At 36.2% G+C, this 19,760-nt stretch carries 19 protein-coding genes; 12 read left to right on the top strand and 7 right to left on the bottom strand.

Annotated elements, in window-relative coordinates:
• Window positions 1-51: 51 nt before the first annotated feature.
• From DAY19_RS11500 to DAY19_RS11490, 3 genes are all read left to right on the top strand, one after another.
• Window positions 52-876, top strand: coding sequence for a hypothetical protein (locus tag DAY19_RS11500; protein ID WP_115362565.1), 825 nt, complete (start codon window positions 52-54; stop codon window positions 874-876).
• Window positions 877-953: 77 nt separating this feature from the next.
• Complete coding sequence (trhA, locus tag DAY19_RS11495) at window positions 954-1,595, top strand: PAQR family membrane homeostasis protein TrhA (RefSeq protein WP_115362563.1); 642 nt, start codon at window positions 954-956, stop codon at window positions 1,593-1,595.
• A 107-nt stretch (window positions 1,596-1,702) separates the two neighbouring features.
• Entirely contained in the window at window positions 1,703-2,137 is a 435-nt protein-coding gene (locus tag DAY19_RS11490) for a Dps family protein (protein WP_115362561.1), read from the top strand.
• A gap of 23 nt (window positions 2,138-2,160) precedes the next feature.
• Here the strand turns inward: DAY19_RS11490 and DAY19_RS11485 are convergent, their stop codons facing one another.
• On the bottom strand, window positions 2,161-2,769 hold the full coding sequence (locus DAY19_RS11485; protein ID WP_115362560.1) for a tRNA-uridine aminocarboxypropyltransferase: 609 nt from the start codon (window positions 2,767-2,769) through the stop codon (window positions 2,161-2,163).
• Window positions 2,770-2,857: 88 nt separating this feature from the next.
• On the opposite strand from DAY19_RS11485, the gene DAY19_RS11480 reads away from it, so the two are divergent.
• Window positions 2,858-4,618, top strand: coding sequence for an acyl-CoA dehydrogenase family protein (locus DAY19_RS11480; RefSeq protein ID WP_115362558.1), 1,761 nt, complete (start codon window positions 2,858-2,860; stop codon window positions 4,616-4,618).
• Window positions 4,619-4,629: 11 nt separating this feature from the next.
• On the opposite strand, the gene DAY19_RS11475 is transcribed toward DAY19_RS11480, so the two are convergent.
• Window positions 4,630-5,325, bottom strand: coding sequence for a hypothetical protein (locus DAY19_RS11475; RefSeq protein WP_115362556.1), 696 nt, complete (start codon window positions 5,323-5,325; stop codon window positions 4,630-4,632).
• Between the two features lie 76 nt (window positions 5,326-5,401).
• On the opposite strand from DAY19_RS11475, the gene mnmD reads away from it, so the two are divergent.
• The 3 genes from mnmD to DAY19_RS11460 all read left to right on the top strand — a co-directional run bounded on the left by mnmD (window position 5,402) and on the right by DAY19_RS11460 (window position 7,874).
• Window positions 5,402-6,157: a tRNA (5-methylaminomethyl-2-thiouridine)(34)-methyltransferase MnmD gene (gene mnmD, locus DAY19_RS11470; protein ID WP_115362554.1), complete on the top strand. Its 756-nt coding sequence runs from the start codon at window positions 5,402-5,404 to the stop codon at window positions 6,155-6,157.
• On the top strand, window positions 6,157-7,089 hold the full coding sequence (locus DAY19_RS11465) for an NAD(P)H-dependent flavin oxidoreductase (protein WP_115362552.1): 933 nt from the start codon (window positions 6,157-6,159) through the stop codon (window positions 7,087-7,089). The genes mnmD and DAY19_RS11465 overlap by 1 nt, the downstream gene beginning before the upstream one ends.
• A 221-nt stretch (window positions 7,090-7,310) precedes the next feature.
• Window positions 7,311-7,874 carry an HNH endonuclease gene (locus DAY19_RS11460; protein WP_115362550.1) on the top strand — a complete coding sequence of 188 codons (564 nt, stop codon included), beginning with the start codon at window positions 7,311-7,313 and terminating at the stop codon, window positions 7,872-7,874.
• A 236-nt stretch (window positions 7,875-8,110) separates the two neighbouring features.
• Here the strand turns inward: DAY19_RS11460 and DAY19_RS11455 are convergent, their stop codons facing one another.
• The 3 genes from DAY19_RS11455 to DAY19_RS11445 all read right to left on the bottom strand — a co-directional run bounded on the left by DAY19_RS11455 (window position 8,111) and on the right by DAY19_RS11445 (window position 11,243).
• A complete protein-coding gene (locus DAY19_RS11455) occupies window positions 8,111-8,587 on the bottom strand; it encodes a hypothetical protein (protein ID WP_115362548.1) in 477 nt (158 codons plus the stop codon).
• 137 nt (window positions 8,588-8,724) lie between these two features.
• The gene (locus DAY19_RS11450; RefSeq protein WP_115362546.1) at window positions 8,725-9,699 is read right to left on the bottom strand and encodes a helix-turn-helix domain-containing protein; all 975 of its coding nucleotides are present in this window, start codon (window positions 9,697-9,699) and stop codon (window positions 8,725-8,727) included.
• Entirely contained in the window at window positions 9,699-11,243 is a 1,545-nt protein-coding gene (locus DAY19_RS11445) for an FMN-binding glutamate synthase family protein (protein ID WP_115362544.1), read from the bottom strand. Before DAY19_RS11445 ends, DAY19_RS11450 begins: the two co-directional genes overlap by 1 nt.
• Window positions 11,244-11,404: 161 nt before the next feature.
• Here DAY19_RS11445 and DAY19_RS11440 point away from each other — a divergent pair, with 161 nt between their 5' ends.
• From DAY19_RS11440 to DAY19_RS11420, 5 genes are all read left to right on the top strand, one after another.
• Window positions 11,405-12,271 carry an acyl-CoA desaturase gene (locus DAY19_RS11440; RefSeq protein ID WP_115362542.1) on the top strand — a complete coding sequence of 289 codons (867 nt, stop codon included), beginning with the start codon at window positions 11,405-11,407 and terminating at the stop codon, window positions 12,269-12,271.
• Window positions 12,272-12,358: 87 nt separating this feature from the next.
• On the top strand, window positions 12,359-13,315 hold the full coding sequence (locus DAY19_RS11435; protein ID WP_115362540.1) for a tyrosine-type recombinase/integrase: 957 nt from the start codon (window positions 12,359-12,361) through the stop codon (window positions 13,313-13,315).
• A 479-nt stretch (window positions 13,316-13,794) separates the two neighbouring features.
• Complete coding sequence (locus DAY19_RS11430; RefSeq protein ID WP_233500267.1) at window positions 13,795-14,766, top strand: ribonucleotide-diphosphate reductase subunit beta; 972 nt, start codon at window positions 13,795-13,797, stop codon at window positions 14,764-14,766.
• A gap of 3 nt (window positions 14,767-14,769) precedes the next feature.
• Window positions 14,770-17,139, top strand: coding sequence for a ribonucleoside-diphosphate reductase subunit alpha (locus DAY19_RS11425; protein WP_115362536.1), 2,370 nt, complete (start codon window positions 14,770-14,772; stop codon window positions 17,137-17,139).
• A gap of 112 nt (window positions 17,140-17,251) precedes the next feature.
• Window positions 17,252-17,923: a class I SAM-dependent methyltransferase gene (locus tag DAY19_RS11420; RefSeq protein ID WP_115362534.1), complete on the top strand. Its 672-nt coding sequence runs from the start codon at window positions 17,252-17,254 to the stop codon at window positions 17,921-17,923.
• A 21-nt stretch (window positions 17,924-17,944) separates the two neighbouring features.
• On the opposite strand, the gene DAY19_RS11415 is transcribed toward DAY19_RS11420, so the two are convergent.
• Both DAY19_RS11415 and DAY19_RS11410 read right to left on the bottom strand, forming a co-directional pair.
• Window positions 17,945-18,265, bottom strand: a complete 321-nt coding sequence (locus tag DAY19_RS11415) for a hypothetical protein (protein ID WP_115362532.1) — start codon at window positions 18,263-18,265, stop codon at window positions 17,945-17,947.
• Between the two features lie 14 nt (window positions 18,266-18,279).
• Window positions 18,280-19,653 (bottom strand): lipoprotein N-acyltransferase Lnb domain-containing protein, encoded by a 1,374-nt coding sequence (locus tag DAY19_RS11410; protein WP_115362530.1) that lies wholly within the window; start codon window positions 19,651-19,653, stop codon window positions 18,280-18,282.
• Window positions 19,654-19,760: the final 107 nt, after the last annotated feature.

Below are 19,760 nucleotides of genomic sequence, written 5' to 3'. Positions count from 1 at the left end.
ATTATTTTCAATTATTTATGCCTTGGTAAAGATTGAAAGTATAAGGCAGGTATGAAGTTTATCATTCTCTTATCAATTCTTCTGGTTTCCTCGTTCTCTGATGCCTCAATAAAGAGCAAAGAACGAAATTCTCATGAATATCAGATACTAGCTCATGAGGATTTGGGCTCGGAGATAAAGCAACAAGACTTTTACTTCATTGCAAGTACAGTCACTCAGCTATATCAAACAGAAGCTCGTCGCCAAGGGCGAACGATGGTTATTGCAACATTGGATTGGGAGACTCCTTATTTTAGTGCGTGGGCCAAATACGAAGAAAAGAATAACACTTATCAAGTAAATTTCTGGGGTGGCTTTGCAAGACTGCCTGATATGACCAAAAGGGCCTTTGTCTTTACAGCATGTCATGAGGTTGGGCATTTATTAGGAGAATATCCCCGCATTAAAATTAAGGGAATGCAACATATGAGCACGGAAGGCCAATCAGACTTCTTTGCGGCCAATAGTTGTTATAAGAAATTTGTTACCAAGTATCCTAAATACTTCGATGCACCTCTAGAGCTTGATCCATATGCCGCATCTCTTTGTGAAGAAAAGTTTCTAGAAGATAAATTAAATAAAAGACTTTGTTTTGAGACAATGCAAGTTGCTCGTGATTTCACCTTGGCCATCAATTATGTAAATAACGATGTACTTCCACAATTTCATACACCTGATAACCTCGTGGTGAAAGAGACAAAAGATAGTTATCCTAGTATGCAATGTCGTATGGATATTATCGTTAATAGTGCCTTAATGCCTTATGAAAGTGGAAAAATTGGCGAAAATGCCCTTTCTAAGAGGCTTCCATGCTGGTTTGCAAATACAGACACTTAGACACTTTTACTTAAGAAAATGTTAAGTGAATAAATAACCTACCTATAGAATTTCTTAACTTCTGCTATAATTTTAATATGCACGAGAGAGACGGAGAACTCTATTCAAAATTTGAAGAAATTATTAATTCTTCAACCCATTGCCTTGGTATAATCCTTGGTGTCGTTGGTACTGTCATGATGATCATGAAGGCCCAAACAGGTCTACATACTTTTGCCTATAGCGTATTTGGACTCTCCATCACTTTTCTTTATAGTATGTCGACTCTCTATCATGGCCTTGACAGCAAAAGAAGTCGTAGACTTAAAGAGATATTTCGTCGCATGGATCATATTGGTATCTATTTACTAATTGCTGGCTCGTATACTCCATTTCTAATGCTGGCCATTCGCGGTGAAACCGGAATGTGGATGATGATCAATATTTGGGCCTTGGCCTTTATCGGGATTCTCATTAAATTATTTGCATTTAACAAATCTGAAGTTTTAACAATTGTTCTTTGTCTTGCTATGGGCTGGATGGTTCTTGTTATTCGAAATGAACTTCAATCAAACTTAAGTTTTGACTGCTTAAAATGGATCGTTATTGGTGGAGCGTGTTACATGAGTGGAGTTCTCTTCTACTTGCGTGAAAGCCTTTATCTCGGTCATGCAATATGGCATATTTGTGTTCTTCTAGGGACTACATCGCACTTTTACGCGGTGTATGCATACGTTTAATAAACCTAAATTTCAATAGATTTTGACTATTACATGACATATATTCTTTATTGGATTCATATAATTCTTATTGTTATACTGATCACGTTAACAAAAAAGGAGAACGTATGAATACAATTAATCAATTAAAACTTATTCAAGCAGATGCCCAAGTATATTTCATGAAGCTACATAATATTCACTGGAATGTTACGGGGATGATGTTTCTTCCAATCCACGAGTTAACAGAGACTCTATATAATGAGTTCGCCGTTATCTTTGATGACCTTGCAGAAAGACAATTACAACTTGGTGAAAAACCAGTTCTAACAATGGCCAATGCATTAGAGATTAGTCGTATTAAAGAAACTAATGAGTCTTCATTTACTAGTAAAGAGTCATTAGAAATTATTTTAAAAGATAATGACTACTTCCTAAATGCATTTAAAGAATTATCAAGAACTGCTGACGAAGCAGGAGATGCTTCAACAGTAGCATATGCTGATGACAAAGTTGCTTGGCTAGAAAAGCAAAACTGGCAACTTAAAGCAATGCTCGAATAGTATTACTACGACATCCTATTTTTTCAATCGAGCCGGAAATCACCTTTCCGGCTTTTTTTTACTCTTTCCACAAAGACCTTAAATATATTCATCATATGATCTTTTACTTCACTTCCCTCTAAGACACTTAATGCGTGTGCAATTGCTTCATAAGTACATAAGAAGTTCTCTCCTGGAGACTTTCTTAATTCATAGATACTCTCACCAACATCTATTAAATGAAATTTTGGCATTTTTGCTAGAACATCTTCCCTTTTATGAAATTTCTTTGCTTTTGACCAAGATCCGTCCGGAACAACCAAACAAGTCTTTCGATGATCGGCCACAAACTCATTTAAAGGCAGTGAGTCTTGTGTCGGAAATAAGTAGATATAATTATTTTCTTCGAAATCAAAGGCGTTTGGATCAAAGGGGTCATACATATTTCCCCTTTCCATAATTTTACATTTATTAAGTACAAGGGTTGCAAAATATGCAGTATTACTCGTTAGCCATCGCTCTGTATAATGCATTGGGATAATGACTTCAGTGTTATTGTGAAAACTACTCAAATGCTCACAAAAGCACCAATGCGTATTGATGCGACAAGTTGGGCAACGTGATTCACGTGTATTTCGGCGTGGTTTTGACATGCTGTTTAACTATCATAGAATTGACACATTTACTCGAAAAATGTCTTAATATTAGTTAATAGTTAAATTATAAAAGGATCAATCTTTAATGAATTATTTTAGCGATGAAAAAGAATGGCAATGGATGTTAAAGAACGCAGTGGACTGGAAGGCCATAATCCCTCTTTATTATAAAGAGTTCCCAACTGCAGATGGATTTAACAATCAAGAAGAAGTGATAAGTTTTATTGAAGAACTTATGACACAAACTGGAAGCTGGGCAGCTGATGCTGTTTACAATCGCGCAGAGGCCATTGACGTCAATGGCGCTGGTGTTGTTAAGGATGGTCGCACTATTCCAGGAAAAGAATTAAGTGAGTTCTATCGAGAAGCAACTGAACTTGGTGCTTTTGGCCTATGTGTTCCGACAGAATTTGGTGGTATGGGTCTACCAGCTGTTGCCCTAATGATTCTCTTAGAGCAATTATCACGTGCATGTAATTCACAATGTACGCAACTTGCATTCTTTACTTCTATCGCAGATATGGTTCACCGCTTCTGTGATCATGAAACGGCCGAAAGACTTATACCTAAGATTGTTGCAGGTGAATTATCGGGATCAATGAACTTAACAGAGCCAGGTTGTGGTTCTGATCTTGGAATGATTAAAACAAGCGCAACACCAGTTGGTGATGGCACATATAAATTAAATGGCTCAAAAATATTCATCACTAATGGTGGTGGTGGAATTGGTTTTGTTCTAGCACGTATTAAAGGTGCACCAGAAGGACTTGAGGGTATTTCAATGTTTATCTGTGAACAAGATGATCCAACTGTAGAAGGCCTTAATTATACGGTTGCTAAGAACGAACACAAGATGGGAATGCACGGATCTTTCACATGCGAAATCGTATATGAAAACTCTGTTGCACGTCTTATTGGAGAAGAAGGAAAAGGTTTCAGATATATGCTTCACCTTATGAATGAGGCGCGTATTGCTGTAGGAATGCAGGCCCTAGGTGGAATTGAAGGATGTATCGGTTATGCAAAGAACTATGCTCAAGAGCGCGTTCAATTTGATAAACCGATATCTGAATTACCACTTATGAAAAGAAATTTAGAAGATTTTGAAACAGAAAGAGATGCTCTTAGAGCTCTTTTAGTTGATACAATTTCTTCATATGATATCTTCCAAAAACTTGATCTTAAAAAGAATGAAGTTGGAGAACTAACAAAAGAAGAAGAGGCCATCTTTAAGAATGCTTCAATTTGGACAAGAAAGAGAACTCCACTTGTTAAATACTATGCATGTGAAGCTTATACACAGCTTTCTACAAAGGCCATTCAAGTTCTAGGTGGTTATGGCTTCATGGAAGAGTATCCAGTAAGCCGTTATCACAGAGACTCATTTGGGCCACTACTTTATGAAGGAACAAGTCAAATTCAGGCCCTTATGGCCCTTAAGGATATGATTAAGTATGTTGCAAAAAATCCGCAAAAATACTTCTCAAATCTCTTTATCAAGCACCCTGCATTTGCATGGGTAGCAAGTGATAACTTAGGCCAACGTGAGCTTTCAGGTAGTCAATATACTTTTAAGAAGAATCTTATTAAGTTGATTATGAAATGCCTTAAACCAGAAAAGCTATCAGACTTAACTAATCCTAAAGCATGGATGAATGAAGATAATGTCGACAAACTCATGCTTCATGCTGAAACAATTTGTCAGGGACTTTCATATCTTGAAACTTTAAGAGTGTTAGCAAACCATTCTTCAATGGATAAGGAGCGCTATGACTTATTTAAGCGCTATCATACACTTGTTACACCTAGGCTTACTGGAATTTATAAAGATTGGGAAATTAGATAAGAAGAAATATTCTAAGGTCGGTATTCATTTAGTTTTTGGATATCGACCTTTGCATTCTTATTAGCACATTGAGACTGGTATTCGATTCTTTCAACTAAAACATTCTTATCAGCAATAGAATTTTCTTCGATAATATAAGTTTGCTTCTCAACTAATACTTTATTCTGAGAATTATCAATGACAACACTTCTAATGAAAGTATTTGTGTTTGGGAAGGAATATACAATTCCCTGATTTGCATAGTTTTGATAAACAGCATTAACATCACTATTACTTGCAAAGGCGCTACAAAAATCTGCCACCACACCATTTAAATCTGTTTGAACCTGTGATTCTAAAAGAGTACCTGGAACATCAAATTGATTAGTCTTTACAGATAGAGTTGCTGTTCCATTATAATTTGCATTTAATTCAGCAACAACATCACGAACACTATCACCACTCATACAAGAGCCAAACTTAACATTGAAGACTACACTTTCAATATCAGTAATCGTTTGGAGATCCATTCTCATGGCCCTAAGACGTGAACAAATTGAGCGAATATTACTAGCACCAAGTTCATCTAGAGATGATTGCACCTCAACATTATCACCGACATTTCGATTGGCCAAAGACGCAACTCCGCCACCATATTCTCCACATGAGCTTAAGAGTAAAATGAGAGAAATAATGAATGTTGGAAGCTTAAAGCCGATACTTTTCATCAGATATCTTATCGTCGAAAATTAAGAAAACTTAATGGGAATAGACCTTGAATCACTGAAATGTTAAGTTTTACCTATGAAATTCAAAACAAAATTTAGCGAATATCAAGCAGTTACAACAGATGATGGTTATATAACATTACACAGTGGCCATTTTGATGAAAATTGCCACTCAACAGCAGGTGCTCTGGAAGAAACACTCTATAATTACGTTGAAGGCTGTAGTGTGCTAGAGAGGGCCCAAGCTTCTAACATTACAATTTTAGAGATAGGACTTGGAGTAGGCCTTGGAATACTAGCAACTTTTGAGAGCACTAAAGAAATAGCTAATAAGATTAAATTTATCACAACGGAAATTGATCCTGAATTGGCCAATTGGGTAATTTCTCAAGCTTCAATTGGTAAGCATATAAGCAATCTAGAAAAGAATAAAGAATTCATAAGCTTTAATCTAAGTGAGAATTTTCAAGTAAAAGTCCTACTTGGTGATGCTAGAGAAACTATAAAGAAATTAGACTTAGAAGATATTAAGATAGATTGTATTTTTCAGGATGCTTTCTCACCTACTAAAAATCCAACTTTGTGGACAAAAGAATGGTTCAGGAATCTGCGTAGCTTATGTAATAAAGATTCTGTTATGACAACATATTCGGCCTCAGTTAAAATACGTAAGGCGATGTTAGAGGCAGGCTTTATCGTCACGAATATGAAAGGCTTTGGAAATAAGAGAAATGCCACAAGGGCCTATACTCTTGAGTCTTATCGAGATGAAAAATTAGAAAAAGAATTAATAAGGTCAAAGACCCCTGCTTTTAGTGATAAGGATATTTAATGAATTTTAAAGACTGTGGAAAAGATATCTGTGAATTATTTAATATCGACTATCCTATTATTCAAGGTGGAATGGTTTGGGTTTCTGGATCAAAATTAGCGGCCGCTGTAAGCAATGCCGGAGGGCTAGGTCTAATTGGTGCAGGCTCAATGAAGCCAGAGCTTTTAAAAGAGCATTTAAAGAAAGCACATGACCTATTAGAAGATGGCAAACATATCGGTGTAAACGTTCCACTACTCTATCGTTTGGCCGAAGAACAAATACAAGTGTGTCTTGATGCGGGGATAAAAATCTTTTTTACTTCAGCTGGCTCTCCAAAGAAATATACAAAATTTCTAAAAGACCAAGGATGCACTGTCGTTCACGTTACCTCAAGCCCACTACTTGCCAAAAAATGTGAAGACGCTGGCGTTGATGCCATTGTTGCAGAAGGATTTGAGGCAGGAGGCCACAATGGGCGTGATGAAATCACAACTATGTGTCTTATTCCACAAGTATGTGACACAGTTAAAATCCCAGTTATTGCAGCTGGTGGTATTTTTGATAAGAGAACAATAAAGGCCGCCCTTTGTCTTGGAGCAAGTGGCGTACAACTTGGTACACGTTTTCTTATGACCAAAGAAAGTAGTGCCCATCAAAATTACAAAGATAAAATCATTGCAGCAGGCCCAGGAGATACTCGTCTTCAAATGAAACCCCATGTACCAGTAAGGCTTCTAAAAAATAAATTTGCAACCGAATCTCTTAAATTAGAACTTGAATGCGCACCAGTTGAAAAACTCATTGAACACCTTGGAAAAGGACGCGCAAAACTTGGTATGCTTGATGGTGATACAGACGAAGGTGAATTAGAAGTAGGCCAAGCCTCAGGTGCAATAAACGATCTACCAAGCGTGAGTGAGCTCATGAAAGATTTCAGCACAATATTCTAATTTTGTGGCGCCGCTCTGATCCTGACTAAAATGAACAGTTACTTTTTATCTCCATAAATCATAATTTTTAGATGATAACCATCTAAAATTGTTATCTTTTTTGGCACATCCTTTGCAACTTATCTATGTGAGGAGGTCGAAGAAGTCCTAATAGGCACACAACACACATACACACAAAAAAACACACAGAGTAAAAAGACATTTTGACGGAGGTAAACGCAATGAATGCAATCGCGATGAATGGATTATCATTTAACTTCTATCGTGAACTGGCCATGACACTAGTATGGTACATAGGCTCTCTCTCGTTGATGTTATCGCTATTTGTTTTCGTTATCAGGCCAAAAATCGCAATACCTGAGATGGAAAAAGCTGATTTTCGTACGCAAATTGAAATTGCGAAGTTTATTCACACTAGAAAGTCCCAAGTTGCGTTTGGGAATGAAAAAAATTGGAAGTACCTACGCAAACAGGTATTTCGCATTCAAGGAAAGAAATGCTTAAAGTGCGGTATTGAACACGAAAATATGCATATCGACCACATTAAACCAAAGTCGATTCATCCTCACTTAGAGTTTATGATCGACAACTTACAAGTGCTTTGCCCAACTTGTAATAAAGAAAAGTCTAACAAAGAAGAGACTGACTACAGAAAAAGTCATCACTTAATGGCACTAGTAAACACAATTAAAGAGAATAAGCTTTTAAGAGAACGCTATACGTATGACTTTGAAAAACTAACTAGAATCACAAAAGAAAAAATGAAGTTTGAACTTGCCGCATAACCTAAATCAAAGGAGGGCCATTCAAGGTCCTCCTACTTAATCTAACAGGAGGAAGATAAATTAATGAGAAGAACAATCCCTATGAGAATTCAAAACAAAAGACAAATGATCATTCCCGTCGAACTCTACTCGATAAAGAGCATTAAAAAATTAAATGGGATTTCACTCTATGATATTTTATTTAATTTGTTTGAAAATCTCAGATAAAAAAGGGAGCTAAGCTCCCTATCACTATTTTAATCAAGATAATAAACATCACTTATATTAAGAATTAAAGCATCGTCATTGTCAGTGTTAATAATTGTTTCTTGTGTCCCAAGCTTTGGCGCTCTATCGTAGTAATAGAACTCAAGCATGCCTGCACCAAGAACTTTATATTCTTTTCCCATTTTTTTGAGCAAAGTTGAAACTAAACCATTAGCTCCACTTAAGTAATACTTAGAGTAAGCAACATTCTTTTGGTAACTAAAACCAATCACGCCATTTACACCTTTAATAAGAAAGACTTCAGAACTCTTTGTGTTTTCACATTTAAAAACATTAACTGCAGACTCCCATTGAAGAACCTGTCTTACTTCACAATTTATATCGGCGATATACTCTCCTGTCATCATGCTTTGAAGAGTGAAATTAAGTTGAAATCGAGCAACTGATTCTGCAAAAGTAAAAGATGTAAGCATCATCAGAAATAGTGCAAAGATTATTTTTTTCATATCGTATCCCCTTTTATTTGTTTTAAATCAAATTATGTGAGGATAAACAAATTGGATAGAACCCTTGGGTATGACAGATAAAAAACTATCTGTGATTTTGGAATATTATTTACAAAATCAGACACTTCTATGAAATATCAGTCATTTATATCGTCATCACCAGGGTTTATAAGGTTAAAATTTAGAATAAGAGGAATAAGGTCTTCATCCTTATCTTCCATGACAATCTTTTTAAAGTCTTCAAAAAAGCGTAAGTAAAGGCCAATAATATCTTTTCGAGCACTTTGACTTGCTATGAAAACCATCGAGCCATAGGCGTCTAATTCAGTTTTATCACTCATATTTGAAATGGCCTTCTCTAGCCAAAATTTACGAGTATTAAGCATCTGATCCCTAGATCCGCGATCACTTACGCGAATGCTTCCTGATTGATAGAGGCCATTTTTCATCTCAATTAATTCATTGGCCTCACAAAGACTAAGTATCTCGTTTACTTCTTTAAGAGGAATGCCTGATGCTTTTGAAATAAAACTATCTTGATGAAAAGAAAGCTTCTTATAAGCATTAAGATCAAGACATATAAGGACTAAGCCTATATTTGGATTACTAAAATAATGTTTTGTAATCTCAATACGCTTATTATTGCTTTCGTCTAAAAGTGGTATTGAATTATTAGCGGCTAAGTCATAGACCAAGGCCATTGACTCCATGTCATCAAAACCAAAAATTATTTGTAGAAAATTATTTAAGCTAAGGTTTGTTTCTCCATTTTTTAATCGACGAAGCTTTGATGTTGTTAACCCACAAGACTTAGACACGTCATTTAAGCTCTTATTACTAAAGAGAAAAGAAAGTAATTCTTTAACCTCATGAACTTCACCCTGAAAGCGTAAATATGAAACGAAGATAAACTTCATATCAATTCTAAAAACGTCACAGAATTTTAAAAAGTCCTCCCATGAAGCCTTTGCATGTCCCTTCTCCCATCGATGAACGATATTTGAAGTAGATCCAAGCCTTTGATTAACCCATTCCTGACTTTTATCTGCACGAATAGAGCGGATTAATTGCTGGGCAAGCAAATCATAATCAAGTTCTTTAGCTAAACCCATTAGACCTCTACCTTGTATGTGGGGTAGATATCCTCGTAAGAGTGAACTCCATGATTACTGTCACGCTTAAAGATATCTTTTCGTTTTAGACCTGTAACACAATCATAGCCAGCTGCTGCAACAATTTCTCTTACGGCCTCTAGTGTTGCATGATGAAAGTTAGCGACACGCTTGGCCTTTTGTTCAACATTAATTCCTTTTACTAGATCTGGATTTTGAGTAGTAATACCAACAGGACATTTATTTGAATTACAAGTTAATGCCTGTATACAACCAATTGCAAGCATCATTGAACGTGCCCCATAACATGCATCGGCACCTAAAGCGATGGCCTTGACAATATCAAAGCCAGTAAATAATTTACCCGCTGCTATTATTTTAATTTCATCTTTTAGGCCATACTCCTTTAAGATATTATAGGAATTAGTTAGTCCTTCCACTAGAGGTGTTCCAATAGAATCTGAAAACTCAAGTGGTGCTGCACCAGTTCCACCTTCAGCGCCATCAATTGCAATATAGTCCGGATAATTATCAAGTTCTTTAAATGTCTTTACCATATCAACGAACTCACTTCGTTTTCCAAAACACATTTTTATTCCAACGGGCTTTCCTCCACTCAACTTTCTTAAGCGCTCAATGAACTCAACCATCTCTTTTGCGTTGCTAAACTCTTTATGGGAAGGTGGAGAGTCAACTTCTGTTCCAACTTTTACACCACGAATCTTTGCAATTTCAGCAGTATTCTTCTTTGCTGGTAAAATCCCACCATGGCCAGGCTTGGCCCCTTGAGAGAGTTTCAATTCAATCATTTTAACTTGTTCCAAGGTTGCCTTATTTTTATAATTTTCTTCACTAAAATGGCCGTCTTCGTTTCTGGCACCAAAATAACCAGTCCCAATTTGCCATATTAAATCACCGCCACCACTTTGATGGTAATCACTAATTCCACCTTCACCAGTATTATGGGCAAAGTTATTAAGCTTAGCACCACGATTTAATGCTTCAACAGCACGTGAACTCAAAGACCCAAAGCTCATGGCCGAAATATTAAAAATTGATAAACTATAAGGCTTAGTACAATGCTTACTTCCTACTTCAACACGTAGGTCTTTTTGAACTTCACTAAATTCTTTAGGATACATTGAATGATTTATCCACTCATAACCAGTTTGATAAACATTCTTCTGAGTTCCAAATGGTTTAGTACTTAGAGCAAGCTTGGCCCTTTGATAAATAACATTACGAATTGTTCTTGGAATCGGCGTTCCATCTTCATCTGATTCAATAAAGTATTGATAGATCTTAGGTCTTAGATCTTCCATTACATAACGAAACCTTCCAACAACAGGATAGTTACTTTTTAGTGTATGTTCACTTTGAAATAGATCATAAAAACCTAAAAGGTATATTGGAACTAATACTAAGTATTGATAATAGAAGAATTCATTAAAGAACTCTCCCGCAAAAACTGTTGCTATATTTGTAACAAAAAAGAACCACCAAAATAATTTTCTAGGGCTAATACCGCGACCTAAGTAAGCCATTTTTGACCTCTACATTTACTATAAGAAATAGTTTTTATTTTATATTTACATATTATAGCTAACTTATCGTCAACATTTACATTAGTTTTACAATGAATCTGTTTGCCTCTTGTTAAAATAAATTAAGAAGAAGTACCACACGCAAATCAAGGATAACGCCAATGTGCACGAAAACTTATTCATTTAAGAACTTAAACAAAACAAATACAATCTTTCTCCTATTAACGCCTATTGTAGCTATTGCAGGAACTATTGCATGGCTTAAAGTTGACGGTTTTGATTGGAGAATCATGGCCCTTTCTTTGGCCTTTTATATTGCAACAGGACTAGGTATTACAGCAGGCTATCATAGACTCTTTGCCCACAGATCTTATCAAGCAAGTTGGCCAGTTAGGCTTCTGTTATTGATCTTTGGTGCAGCTGCTGTACAAAACTCGGCCTTAAAGTGGTGTAATGATCACCGAGTTCATCATGGAAAAGTAGATACAGACCATGATCCATATAATATCAATGAAGGCTTTTTCTACGCTCATATGGGCTGGATTCTTCTCTTAGAAGATGCAGATGAATACAAATTCTCAAAAGACTTATTAAAAGACCCAATGGTTATGTTTCAACATAAGTTCTATTTGGCATTTGTTATTATCTTTAGCTTTCTCTTACCGGCCTTTCTTGGTCATCTAATTGCAGGCTCTTGGCTTGGAGGACTATTTGTTGCTGGTGTTGCAAGAATCGTCTTTGTTCACCACTGCACATTCTTTATTAATTCACTATGCCATGTTGTAGGAACTAGGCCATATGATAAGAAGCAAACGGCACGTGATAGTTGGATTATGGCGCTTTTCACATATGGTGAAGGATATCATAATTTCCACCACACTTTTCAAGCTGATTATCGCAACGGTATTAAATGGTATCACTTTGATCCAACAAAATGGTTAATTCGTGGCCTAAACTTCCTTGGGCTAACTTGGAACTTAAAACGCACAAAAGCAGAACTTATCAAATCGCGCCTTCAAGCGCAGTAATACCTGATACGCGTTATGATTATGAAGATCATAGCGCGTATATTTTTCCCTCTTCTTACCCAATATAAAACAACTTAACATAGAAATATGTTCAGTCTTAAGCAGGTCGATCCTGGCCACAACTTTGATCTTGATGAAGAGTTTTTTGAAAACTTCACTTCATCACATACAAGAAAATCATATTTAAACGATATTAATCAATTCCTATGCTGGATAAGTGATTATTTCAAAATTGAAAACTTTGAAAGTATTGAAAGAATCCATGTCATTAAATATCGAAATTACTTATCAGAATTTGGCGGCCATAATCAGAATCCTTCAACTCCTAAGACGATCAATCGAAAGCTAGCAAGTCTAAGTGTTTTTTTTAAATACCTCGTTGAAAAAAATTCAATTAAAGCAAATCCAGTTTCAAGTGTCAGAAGACCACGTAGTGAAGTAAAGTCCCCTACTAATGCCCTTACAAAAGATCAGGTATTAGAACTCTTTGCTCTTATGGGTCAAAATAAGAATTCCAAATATCTTCATGTTGCTCTATTTGTCACTTTCTTTACAACAGGACTTAGAAAGAGCGAGGTCTTAAATCTCAAGTTTAAAGACTATCAAACTCAAGGAGACAATAAGGTCCTTCAATACCGCGCAAAGGGTGGAAAGCTTGGAAAGAAGGTCTTAAACCCTTTAGCAATAAAGGCCATCGAAGAGTATATTGATTGGATGAATGAGTGTGAGAGAGAAACGGGAGATAACGACTGGCTCTTTCAACCAACACGAAATCCAAGTAATCCAGAATTTCTTAATAAACCACTTCATCCAAGTACTATTAATGAGCTTCTTGATCGTTATGCAAAACAAGCAGGGATTGGTGTAAAGATTACTCCCCACTCAGCAAGAGCAACATTCATTGGTGAACTCCTAGAAATTGGTGTCGATATTTACACAATAGCAATTGAAGTTGGACACGCTTCTGTGAAAACAACTGGTGAATACGATAAGAGAAGAAATAAGATCAAAGAAGCACCGACTTTAAAACTTAATTGGGATTAAATTTGTAATTTTAATTACAACGCACTCCAATGTTCGTATATTTTCACAAGATGTAGTAGTGTCAAAAATCCTACGGCCACAAGATATAGTATAAGCACATAGCGTTAACACGCCCCCTCACCTCTAAAAATTAGATGACAGACTTTTTTAGACACGATTTTTTTTCTGTAAAAAGAACTTGCAAAATCTCGTCAAGCCCATATTTAATGGGTATTAAAAGCTCTACAATAGTGATCAAGAATAAAAATTAGAGGCGCAAAAAGCATATGTCAAAATCTTGGCCCATTGTATATTGATAAGAAGTACTCCATCGGCCTAAACTAGAATAGAACATACAGCACGATCTTATTAAATTAATTTTAAAAGATTTGATATTTTTTACTAATTTTTAAGTTACATGTAAGACGCACACACAAGATTTTAATGCCTCGCACATCAGCATTACTGTCCGTGTTTTTTACAAAGTTAAGGAGGAACTTGTGACTTCACCAATTCTAGCAGAAAACGATGACAGATTTGTTCTTTTTCCAATTGAGTACAATTCAATTTGGGAAATGTACAAGAGACACATGGCAGTATTTTGGACTGCTGAAGAAATTGACTTAGAACAGGACCTTGCGGACTGGGAAAAGTTAAATGACAATGAGAGGCACTTTATTACTCACGTGCTTGCATTCTTTGCAGCAAGTGATGGTATCGTTAATGAAAACCTTGCGGTTCGTTTTTACAACGACGTACAAAACCCAGAAGCGAGATGTTTCTACGGTTTCCAAATCGCAATGGAAAACATTCACTCAGAAACTTACTCACTACTAATTGATACGTATGTTAAAGACGCTAAAGAAAAAGATCGTCTTTTCCACGCCGTTGATCACTTTGAGCCAGTTAAGAAAAAAGCAGACTGGGCCATGAAGTGGCTACGTGCAAAGAATACATTCGCAGAAAGACTTGTCGCTTTTGCAGCGATTGAAGGAATCTTCTTCTCTGGATCATTCTGTTCAATTTTCTGGTTAAAGAAAAGAGGACTTATGCCAGGTCTATGTACTTCTAATGAGTTTATTTCTCGCGATGAAGGTCTTCACTGTGAATTCGCTGTTCTTCTACACTCTTTACTAGACAAAGATGAGCAGTGTTCAAAAGAGACAATTAAATCGATCATTACTGAAGCAGTAGAAATTGAAAAAGAGTTTATCTCTGAAGCAATTCCTGTTTCTCTAATCGGTATGAACCAAGACCTTATGAAGCAATATATTGAATTTGTAGCAGACTTCTGGATGCAACAATTTGGTCTAGAAAGTCATTACGGATCAGATAATCCATTTGATTGGATGGAGCTAATCTCTCTAGAAGGGAAAACAAACTTCTTTGAAAAGAGAGTATCTGAATACCAAAGACCGGGTATCTTATCAGAAAAGTCTGATAACACTTTCACTTTAGACGCGGAGTTTTAAGAAATGTACGTACAAACAAGAAGTGGCGAAAGAGAGCCAATTAAATTTGATAAAATTACAGATAGAATCAATACACTTGCTTTTGGTTTAGAAGATAACGTTGATCCAACAATGATTACGCAAAAAGTAATTGAAGGGATCTACGACGGTATTACAACTTCTGAGCTTGATAATCTTGCAGCTGAAACTGCAGCTTATCTAGCGACTAAGCACCCTGATTACAATATCCTTGCAGGACGTGTTGCAGTTTCAAACCTTCACAAAGAAACAAAAGGTTGTTTCTCTGAGAATGTTAAGGAAATGTATCACTATGTAAATAAAGCAACTGGTGAGCACGCACCACTAGTTTCAAAAGAATTATATGAAACAGTAATGGAGAATGCTGAACTTCTAGATAAAACTCTAGTTGATAAGCGTGACTTCAATTACGACTACTTTGGTTTTAAAACGCTTGAAAGATCTTACCTTCTAAAAATGGATGGGAAGATTGTTGAAAGACCAGGTCAAATGCTTCTTAGAGTTTCTGTTGGTATGCACATGAATGACATGGAAGCTGCTATTGAAACATACAACCTAATGAGTCAGAAGTTCTTTACACACGCAACTCCTACTCTATTTAACTCGGGAACAAATAAGCCACAAATGTCTTCTTGTTTCCTACTTACGATGAAAGATGATTCGATTGATGGTATCTACGATACTCTTAAGCAAACTGCACTTATTTCTCAGTCAGCTGGTGGTATCGGTCTATCAATTCACAATATTCGCGCAAAAGGTTCATTCATCAAAGGAACTAATGGTACGTCGAACGGAATCGTTCCAATGCTAAAAGTTTTTAATGATACAGCTCGCTACGTTGATCAAGGTGGTGGAAAGCGTAAAGGTTCATTTGCAATCTATCTTGAGCCATGGCACGCAGATATCTTTGAATTCCTAGAAATGAAAAAGAATACAGGTAAAGATGAGCAAAGAGCGCGTGACCTTTTCTACGCACTTTGGACTCCTGACTTATTCATGAAAAGAGTTGAAGAAGATGGACAGTGGTCACTATTTTGCCCACACGAATGTCCAGGCTTAGCTGATTGCTATGGTGCTGAGTTTGAAGCGCTATACACTAAGTACGAAAAAGCAGGTAAGGCCAAGAAAACAATCAGAGCACAAGACCTATGGTTTGCTGTTCTTGAGTCTCAAACTGAAACTGGTTCTCCTTATATGCTTTACAAAGATGCAGCTAACGAGAAATCAAATCAGAAGAACCTTGGAACAATCAAGTCTTCTAACCTTTGTACAGAAATCCTTGAGTACACAGCTCCAGATGAAGTAGCTGTTTGTAACCTTGCTTCAGTTGCTCTTAACAAATTTGTAAAGATCGACGACCAAGGCAAAGCAACTTACGATCACGACCACCTATATAAAGTTGTTTATCGTATGACAAAGAATCTTAACAGAGTAATTGATGTAAACTACTACCCTGTTGAAGAAGCTAAGAACTCAAATATGAGACACCGTCCAATTGGTCTAGGTGTACAAGGTCTCCAAGATACTTTCTTTATGATGAGACTTCCTTTTGAGTCTGAAGAAGCACTTAAGCTTAATAACGATATTTTTGAAACAATCTACTTTGCAGCTGTTACAGCTTCAAAAGATACAGCAAAAATTGATGGGCCTTACTCAACATATGAAGGTTCTCCAATGTCACAAGGACAATTCCAATTTGATATGTGGGGACACTCAGCACACTCTGGCCGTTGGGACTGGGATGCACTGAAGAAAGAAGTAAAAGAGCACGGAGTAAGAAACTCACTACTAGTAGCTCCAATGCCAACTGCTTCAACTTCTCAAATCCTAGGAAATAACGAGTGTTTTGAGCCAATTACTTCAAATATCTACGTAAGACGTGTTCTTTCTGGTGAATTTGCAGTTGTTAACAAGTACCTTGTTCGTGATCTAATCGATCTTGGACTTTGGGATGATACAATGAGAAATGAGATCATTGCTAACAATGGTTCAATTCAATCAATTGAAAGAATTCCAGAAGCAACAAAAGAGCTCTACAAAACAGTATGGGAAGTTAAGCAAAAAGCAGTTATCGATATGTCTGCGGGACGTGGGCCATATATTGACCAAGGTCAATCACTGAATATCCACATGGAAAACCCTAACTTCGGTAAGCTTTCTTCAATGCACTTCTATGCTTGGAAAAAAGGTCTTAAGACAGGTATGTACTACCTTCGTTCACGTGCTGCAGTTAACGCTGTTCAGTTCACAGTTAAGAACGAAACAAAGAAAACTCCTGAGCAATTAGAGCAAGAAGCAGCAGCAATGGTTTGTTCAATTGAGAACCCAGAAGACTGCGAGATGTGCGGAAGCTAGATTGCATATTTAAATTTCTAATTTAATTTGGTTTGTCACTAAATTAAACTGCTAGAATATGAGGGGCCAAGGGATTTGGCCCCCTATTCATTTTAAGATATAGGAACTTTTAATGCCTGATCAAAGAGATATCAAAAAAAATCAAATTGAAGATAACACAGGTTTTTGGCAAGAAGGCTGGGACAAAGGCTTTACTGGTTTTCATCAATCAGAATTCAACCCTGTAATGGAAAACTACTTTAACGAAAAAGATATAAGTGGAAAGAATATTCTAGTTCCCCTTTGTGGTAAGAGTTTAGATATGCTCTACCTTGCAAACAAAGGAGCTAATGTAATTGGTGTTGAAGTGGTTAAAGAGCCAGTAGAGGACTTCTTTCGTGAAAATGAAATTCCTAATATGACTCAAGAAGATGGAATATACCGCTGCCAATTGGATAAGGGAAGTATCACTATTTATAATAAGGACTTCTTTGCATTAGAGAATCTAGGGAATATTGACTATCTCTATGACAGAGCTTCAAACATTGCGCTTCCACCTTCTATGAGAAAAGAGAAGTACTACCCAACGATAAAACGATTAATTAATAATGAAACAAAAATACTCCTACTAACGATGGATCATAATGGGCCACAAGACTTCGGTCCTCCATTTGCGATTAAAAAATCTGAAACAACAGAATTTTATCCAGATATAAATCTTGATAGAGAATTAAGTGTAAAGGCAATGGATCGTTTCCAAGAAGCAGGAATAAAGAAAATTAAAAGACTAATCTGGACCAATTAAATAATTGGCCCAGATTAAATACTAGTCATCGTAACGAGCAATTTCTTTCAAACAATCTAGTTCATCATAACCGAAGTCATTTCCAAATGTTTCTAAACATTCATCAAGGCGAACTAGAAGTTCAACAGACATTTCATCTCTTTCCTGATCAGTAACAACACCATCAGCTGCAATTTGACCTGCTTCTTCGTACTCATTTTGAGTAAGCGCGTCTACAGTAGCCTCTGTAGTAATATAAAATGGTGCAATTGTAATGACAGTTGAAAGCTCTCTTTCAGAAATATCATTTGCCTGTGTGTTTAAGCTTAATAGTGCAATTGTAAGTAGTAATAATTTTTTCATAATACTCTCCTTAATTATTTAAAACTTTTCCTAGCTTTAATTATATTATTGGCCATAACAGCGATATTAGTTACTTCTTCTTTATAGTGCGTAAGGTAGAATTGATTCATCTCACCTATGACATCACTCTTTATAGGAGAAAGGCCAAGCCTTGCTCTTTTCTTATTTTCTCTTGCCCAGTCTTTATAACGATTTGCTAATTCCTCAAATTTTACTCTAAGTCCTTTATCACCAGACTTAAGCGCCAGTGTCGCTAGGTTTTCTTGCAATCTTATTAAGGCCATTTTCTCAAGGAATATGTAAGATGCTTTGGTAAAACGCATATCTTCTTTTGAGATATTTGCGGCTATCTGATAACGTTGCTCCACAGGAAGGTTATAATAATCTTCAAATGTTTTAAGGCCAAGGTGGGCCAAGTAACCATTCACCTTCTTAGACTTTTCTTTAAATTGTCTTGTCATCTCATCATTAACGAGATCATCTTCTTTCAAGTCTTTTAACAGTCCTTTTGGCGTCAAAGGTCTACTGCGAAGCTTATTTAAATCAAGTGTTGCCCTTAAGATCTTATATGACTCTGTAGCGCAATTAGCTGAGAAGAACTTATAGTCTCCCATATCCTTTTCTTCATAAAGCCTTAAAGCGTGAGAAGTAAAGCGATGGATTTCTCTTTGAGTTAGCTTTAAATCGTATTGGTAAAGATCTCTAAACTCGTCGTAATTGTATTTTTGCTTAACTTGGGCCAATGTCATGAAGTCAATCTTAGTTGCATATCCACCAAATATTCCCTTAAGTAGTCCCGGTGCTAAATCATCAACATCAGCAACAACACCAAGGATGAACTCCGTCTGATATTTGAGTGGGCAATTATCAATATTTTTCTTACAAGCACGAACGTAGAACATACTATGGCCAAAGCGACTCATGGCACTTTCACCATTAGAGGCCATAAGATATGAGATTTTTAAAACTCTGTTTTTATAAAAGCTAATTTCTTTATAACCAGTAGCAACTGGTATGAAAGTAGAAAAATGATTATCACATACCTGTGATTCAAATATTCTCTCACCTGTAATATCAACAAAGAATTCATAGGTAGCTAAGTTGTTACATTTGAAATTAGTATTTTGATAAAATTCACTGACAAAAGAATTGAACTCTTCTTTAGGACTTTCATACTTATTATTTTCTCTTAAAGAACGATAGAAAACTTGTCTTCTTAGGTCACCATTTACACGCACCATACGAGCATATCTCTTCCAATTGGTAAGTGCTAAGAACTGATCTCTCTCATTGCGATCTAAGTGCTTAAAAGCAATATCGGCCCCTATAGTGACCTGTGACACTAAAAGAAGACAGATAAATATTCGCACAGAGGTAATAAATTGCATGGATTAGTTTTATAATGAAAACGAAAATAATTGTTTGAAAGAGAAATAATGATATAGGGTGTTCATTTAGTAGACATAAGATAAGACGTTATAAGTATCTGTAAATA

The organism is Halobacteriovorax vibrionivorans (assembly GCF_003346865.1).
GTDB lineage: Bacteria > Bdellovibrionota > Bacteriovoracia > Bacteriovoracales > Bacteriovoracaceae > Halobacteriovorax_A > Halobacteriovorax_A vibrionivorans.
This window is presented reverse-complemented; position numbering and strand designations above follow the sequence as displayed.

Coding starts and splice junctions, on each gene's coding strand:
- DAY19_RS11500 (WP_115362565.1), top strand. CDS start 52: ATGAAGTTTATCATTCTCTTATCAATTCTTCTGGTTTCCTCGTTCTCT.
- trhA (WP_115362563.1), top strand. CDS start 954: ATGCACGAGAGAGACGGAGAACTCTATTCAAAATTTGAAGAAATTATT.
- DAY19_RS11490 (WP_115362561.1), top strand. CDS start 1,703: ATGAATACAATTAATCAATTAAAACTTATTCAAGCAGATGCCCAAGTA.
- DAY19_RS11485 (WP_115362560.1), bottom strand. CDS start 2,769: ATGTCAAAACCACGCCGAAATACACGTGAATCACGTTGCCCAACTTGT.
- DAY19_RS11480 (WP_115362558.1), top strand. CDS start 2,858: ATGAATTATTTTAGCGATGAAAAAGAATGGCAATGGATGTTAAAGAAC.
- DAY19_RS11475 (WP_115362556.1), bottom strand. CDS start 5,325: ATGAAAAGTATCGGCTTTAAGCTTCCAACATTCATTATTTCTCTCATT.
- mnmD (WP_115362554.1), top strand. CDS start 5,402: ATGAAATTCAAAACAAAATTTAGCGAATATCAAGCAGTTACAACAGAT.
- DAY19_RS11465 (WP_115362552.1), top strand. CDS start 6,157: ATGAATTTTAAAGACTGTGGAAAAGATATCTGTGAATTATTTAATATC.
- DAY19_RS11460 (WP_115362550.1), top strand. CDS start 7,311: ATGAATGCAATCGCGATGAATGGATTATCATTTAACTTCTATCGTGAA.
- DAY19_RS11455 (WP_115362548.1), bottom strand. CDS start 8,587: ATGAAAAAAATAATCTTTGCACTATTTCTGATGATGCTTACATCTTTT.
- DAY19_RS11450 (WP_115362546.1), bottom strand. CDS start 9,699: ATGGGTTTAGCTAAAGAACTTGATTATGATTTGCTTGCCCAGCAATTA.
- DAY19_RS11445 (WP_115362544.1), bottom strand. CDS start 11,243: ATGGCTTACTTAGGTCGCGGTATTAGCCCTAGAAAATTATTTTGGTGG.
- DAY19_RS11440 (WP_115362542.1), top strand. CDS start 11,405: ATGTGCACGAAAACTTATTCATTTAAGAACTTAAACAAAACAAATACA.
- DAY19_RS11435 (WP_115362540.1), top strand. CDS start 12,359: ATGTTCAGTCTTAAGCAGGTCGATCCTGGCCACAACTTTGATCTTGAT.
- DAY19_RS11425 (WP_115362536.1), top strand. CDS start 14,770: ATGTACGTACAAACAAGAAGTGGCGAAAGAGAGCCAATTAAATTTGAT.
- DAY19_RS11420 (WP_115362534.1), top strand. CDS start 17,252: ATGCCTGATCAAAGAGATATCAAAAAAAATCAAATTGAAGATAACACA.
- DAY19_RS11415 (WP_115362532.1), bottom strand. CDS start 18,265: ATGAAAAAATTATTACTACTTACAATTGCACTATTAAGCTTAAACACA.
- DAY19_RS11410 (WP_115362530.1), bottom strand. CDS start 19,653: ATGCAATTTATTACCTCTGTGCGAATATTTATCTGTCTTCTTTTAGTG.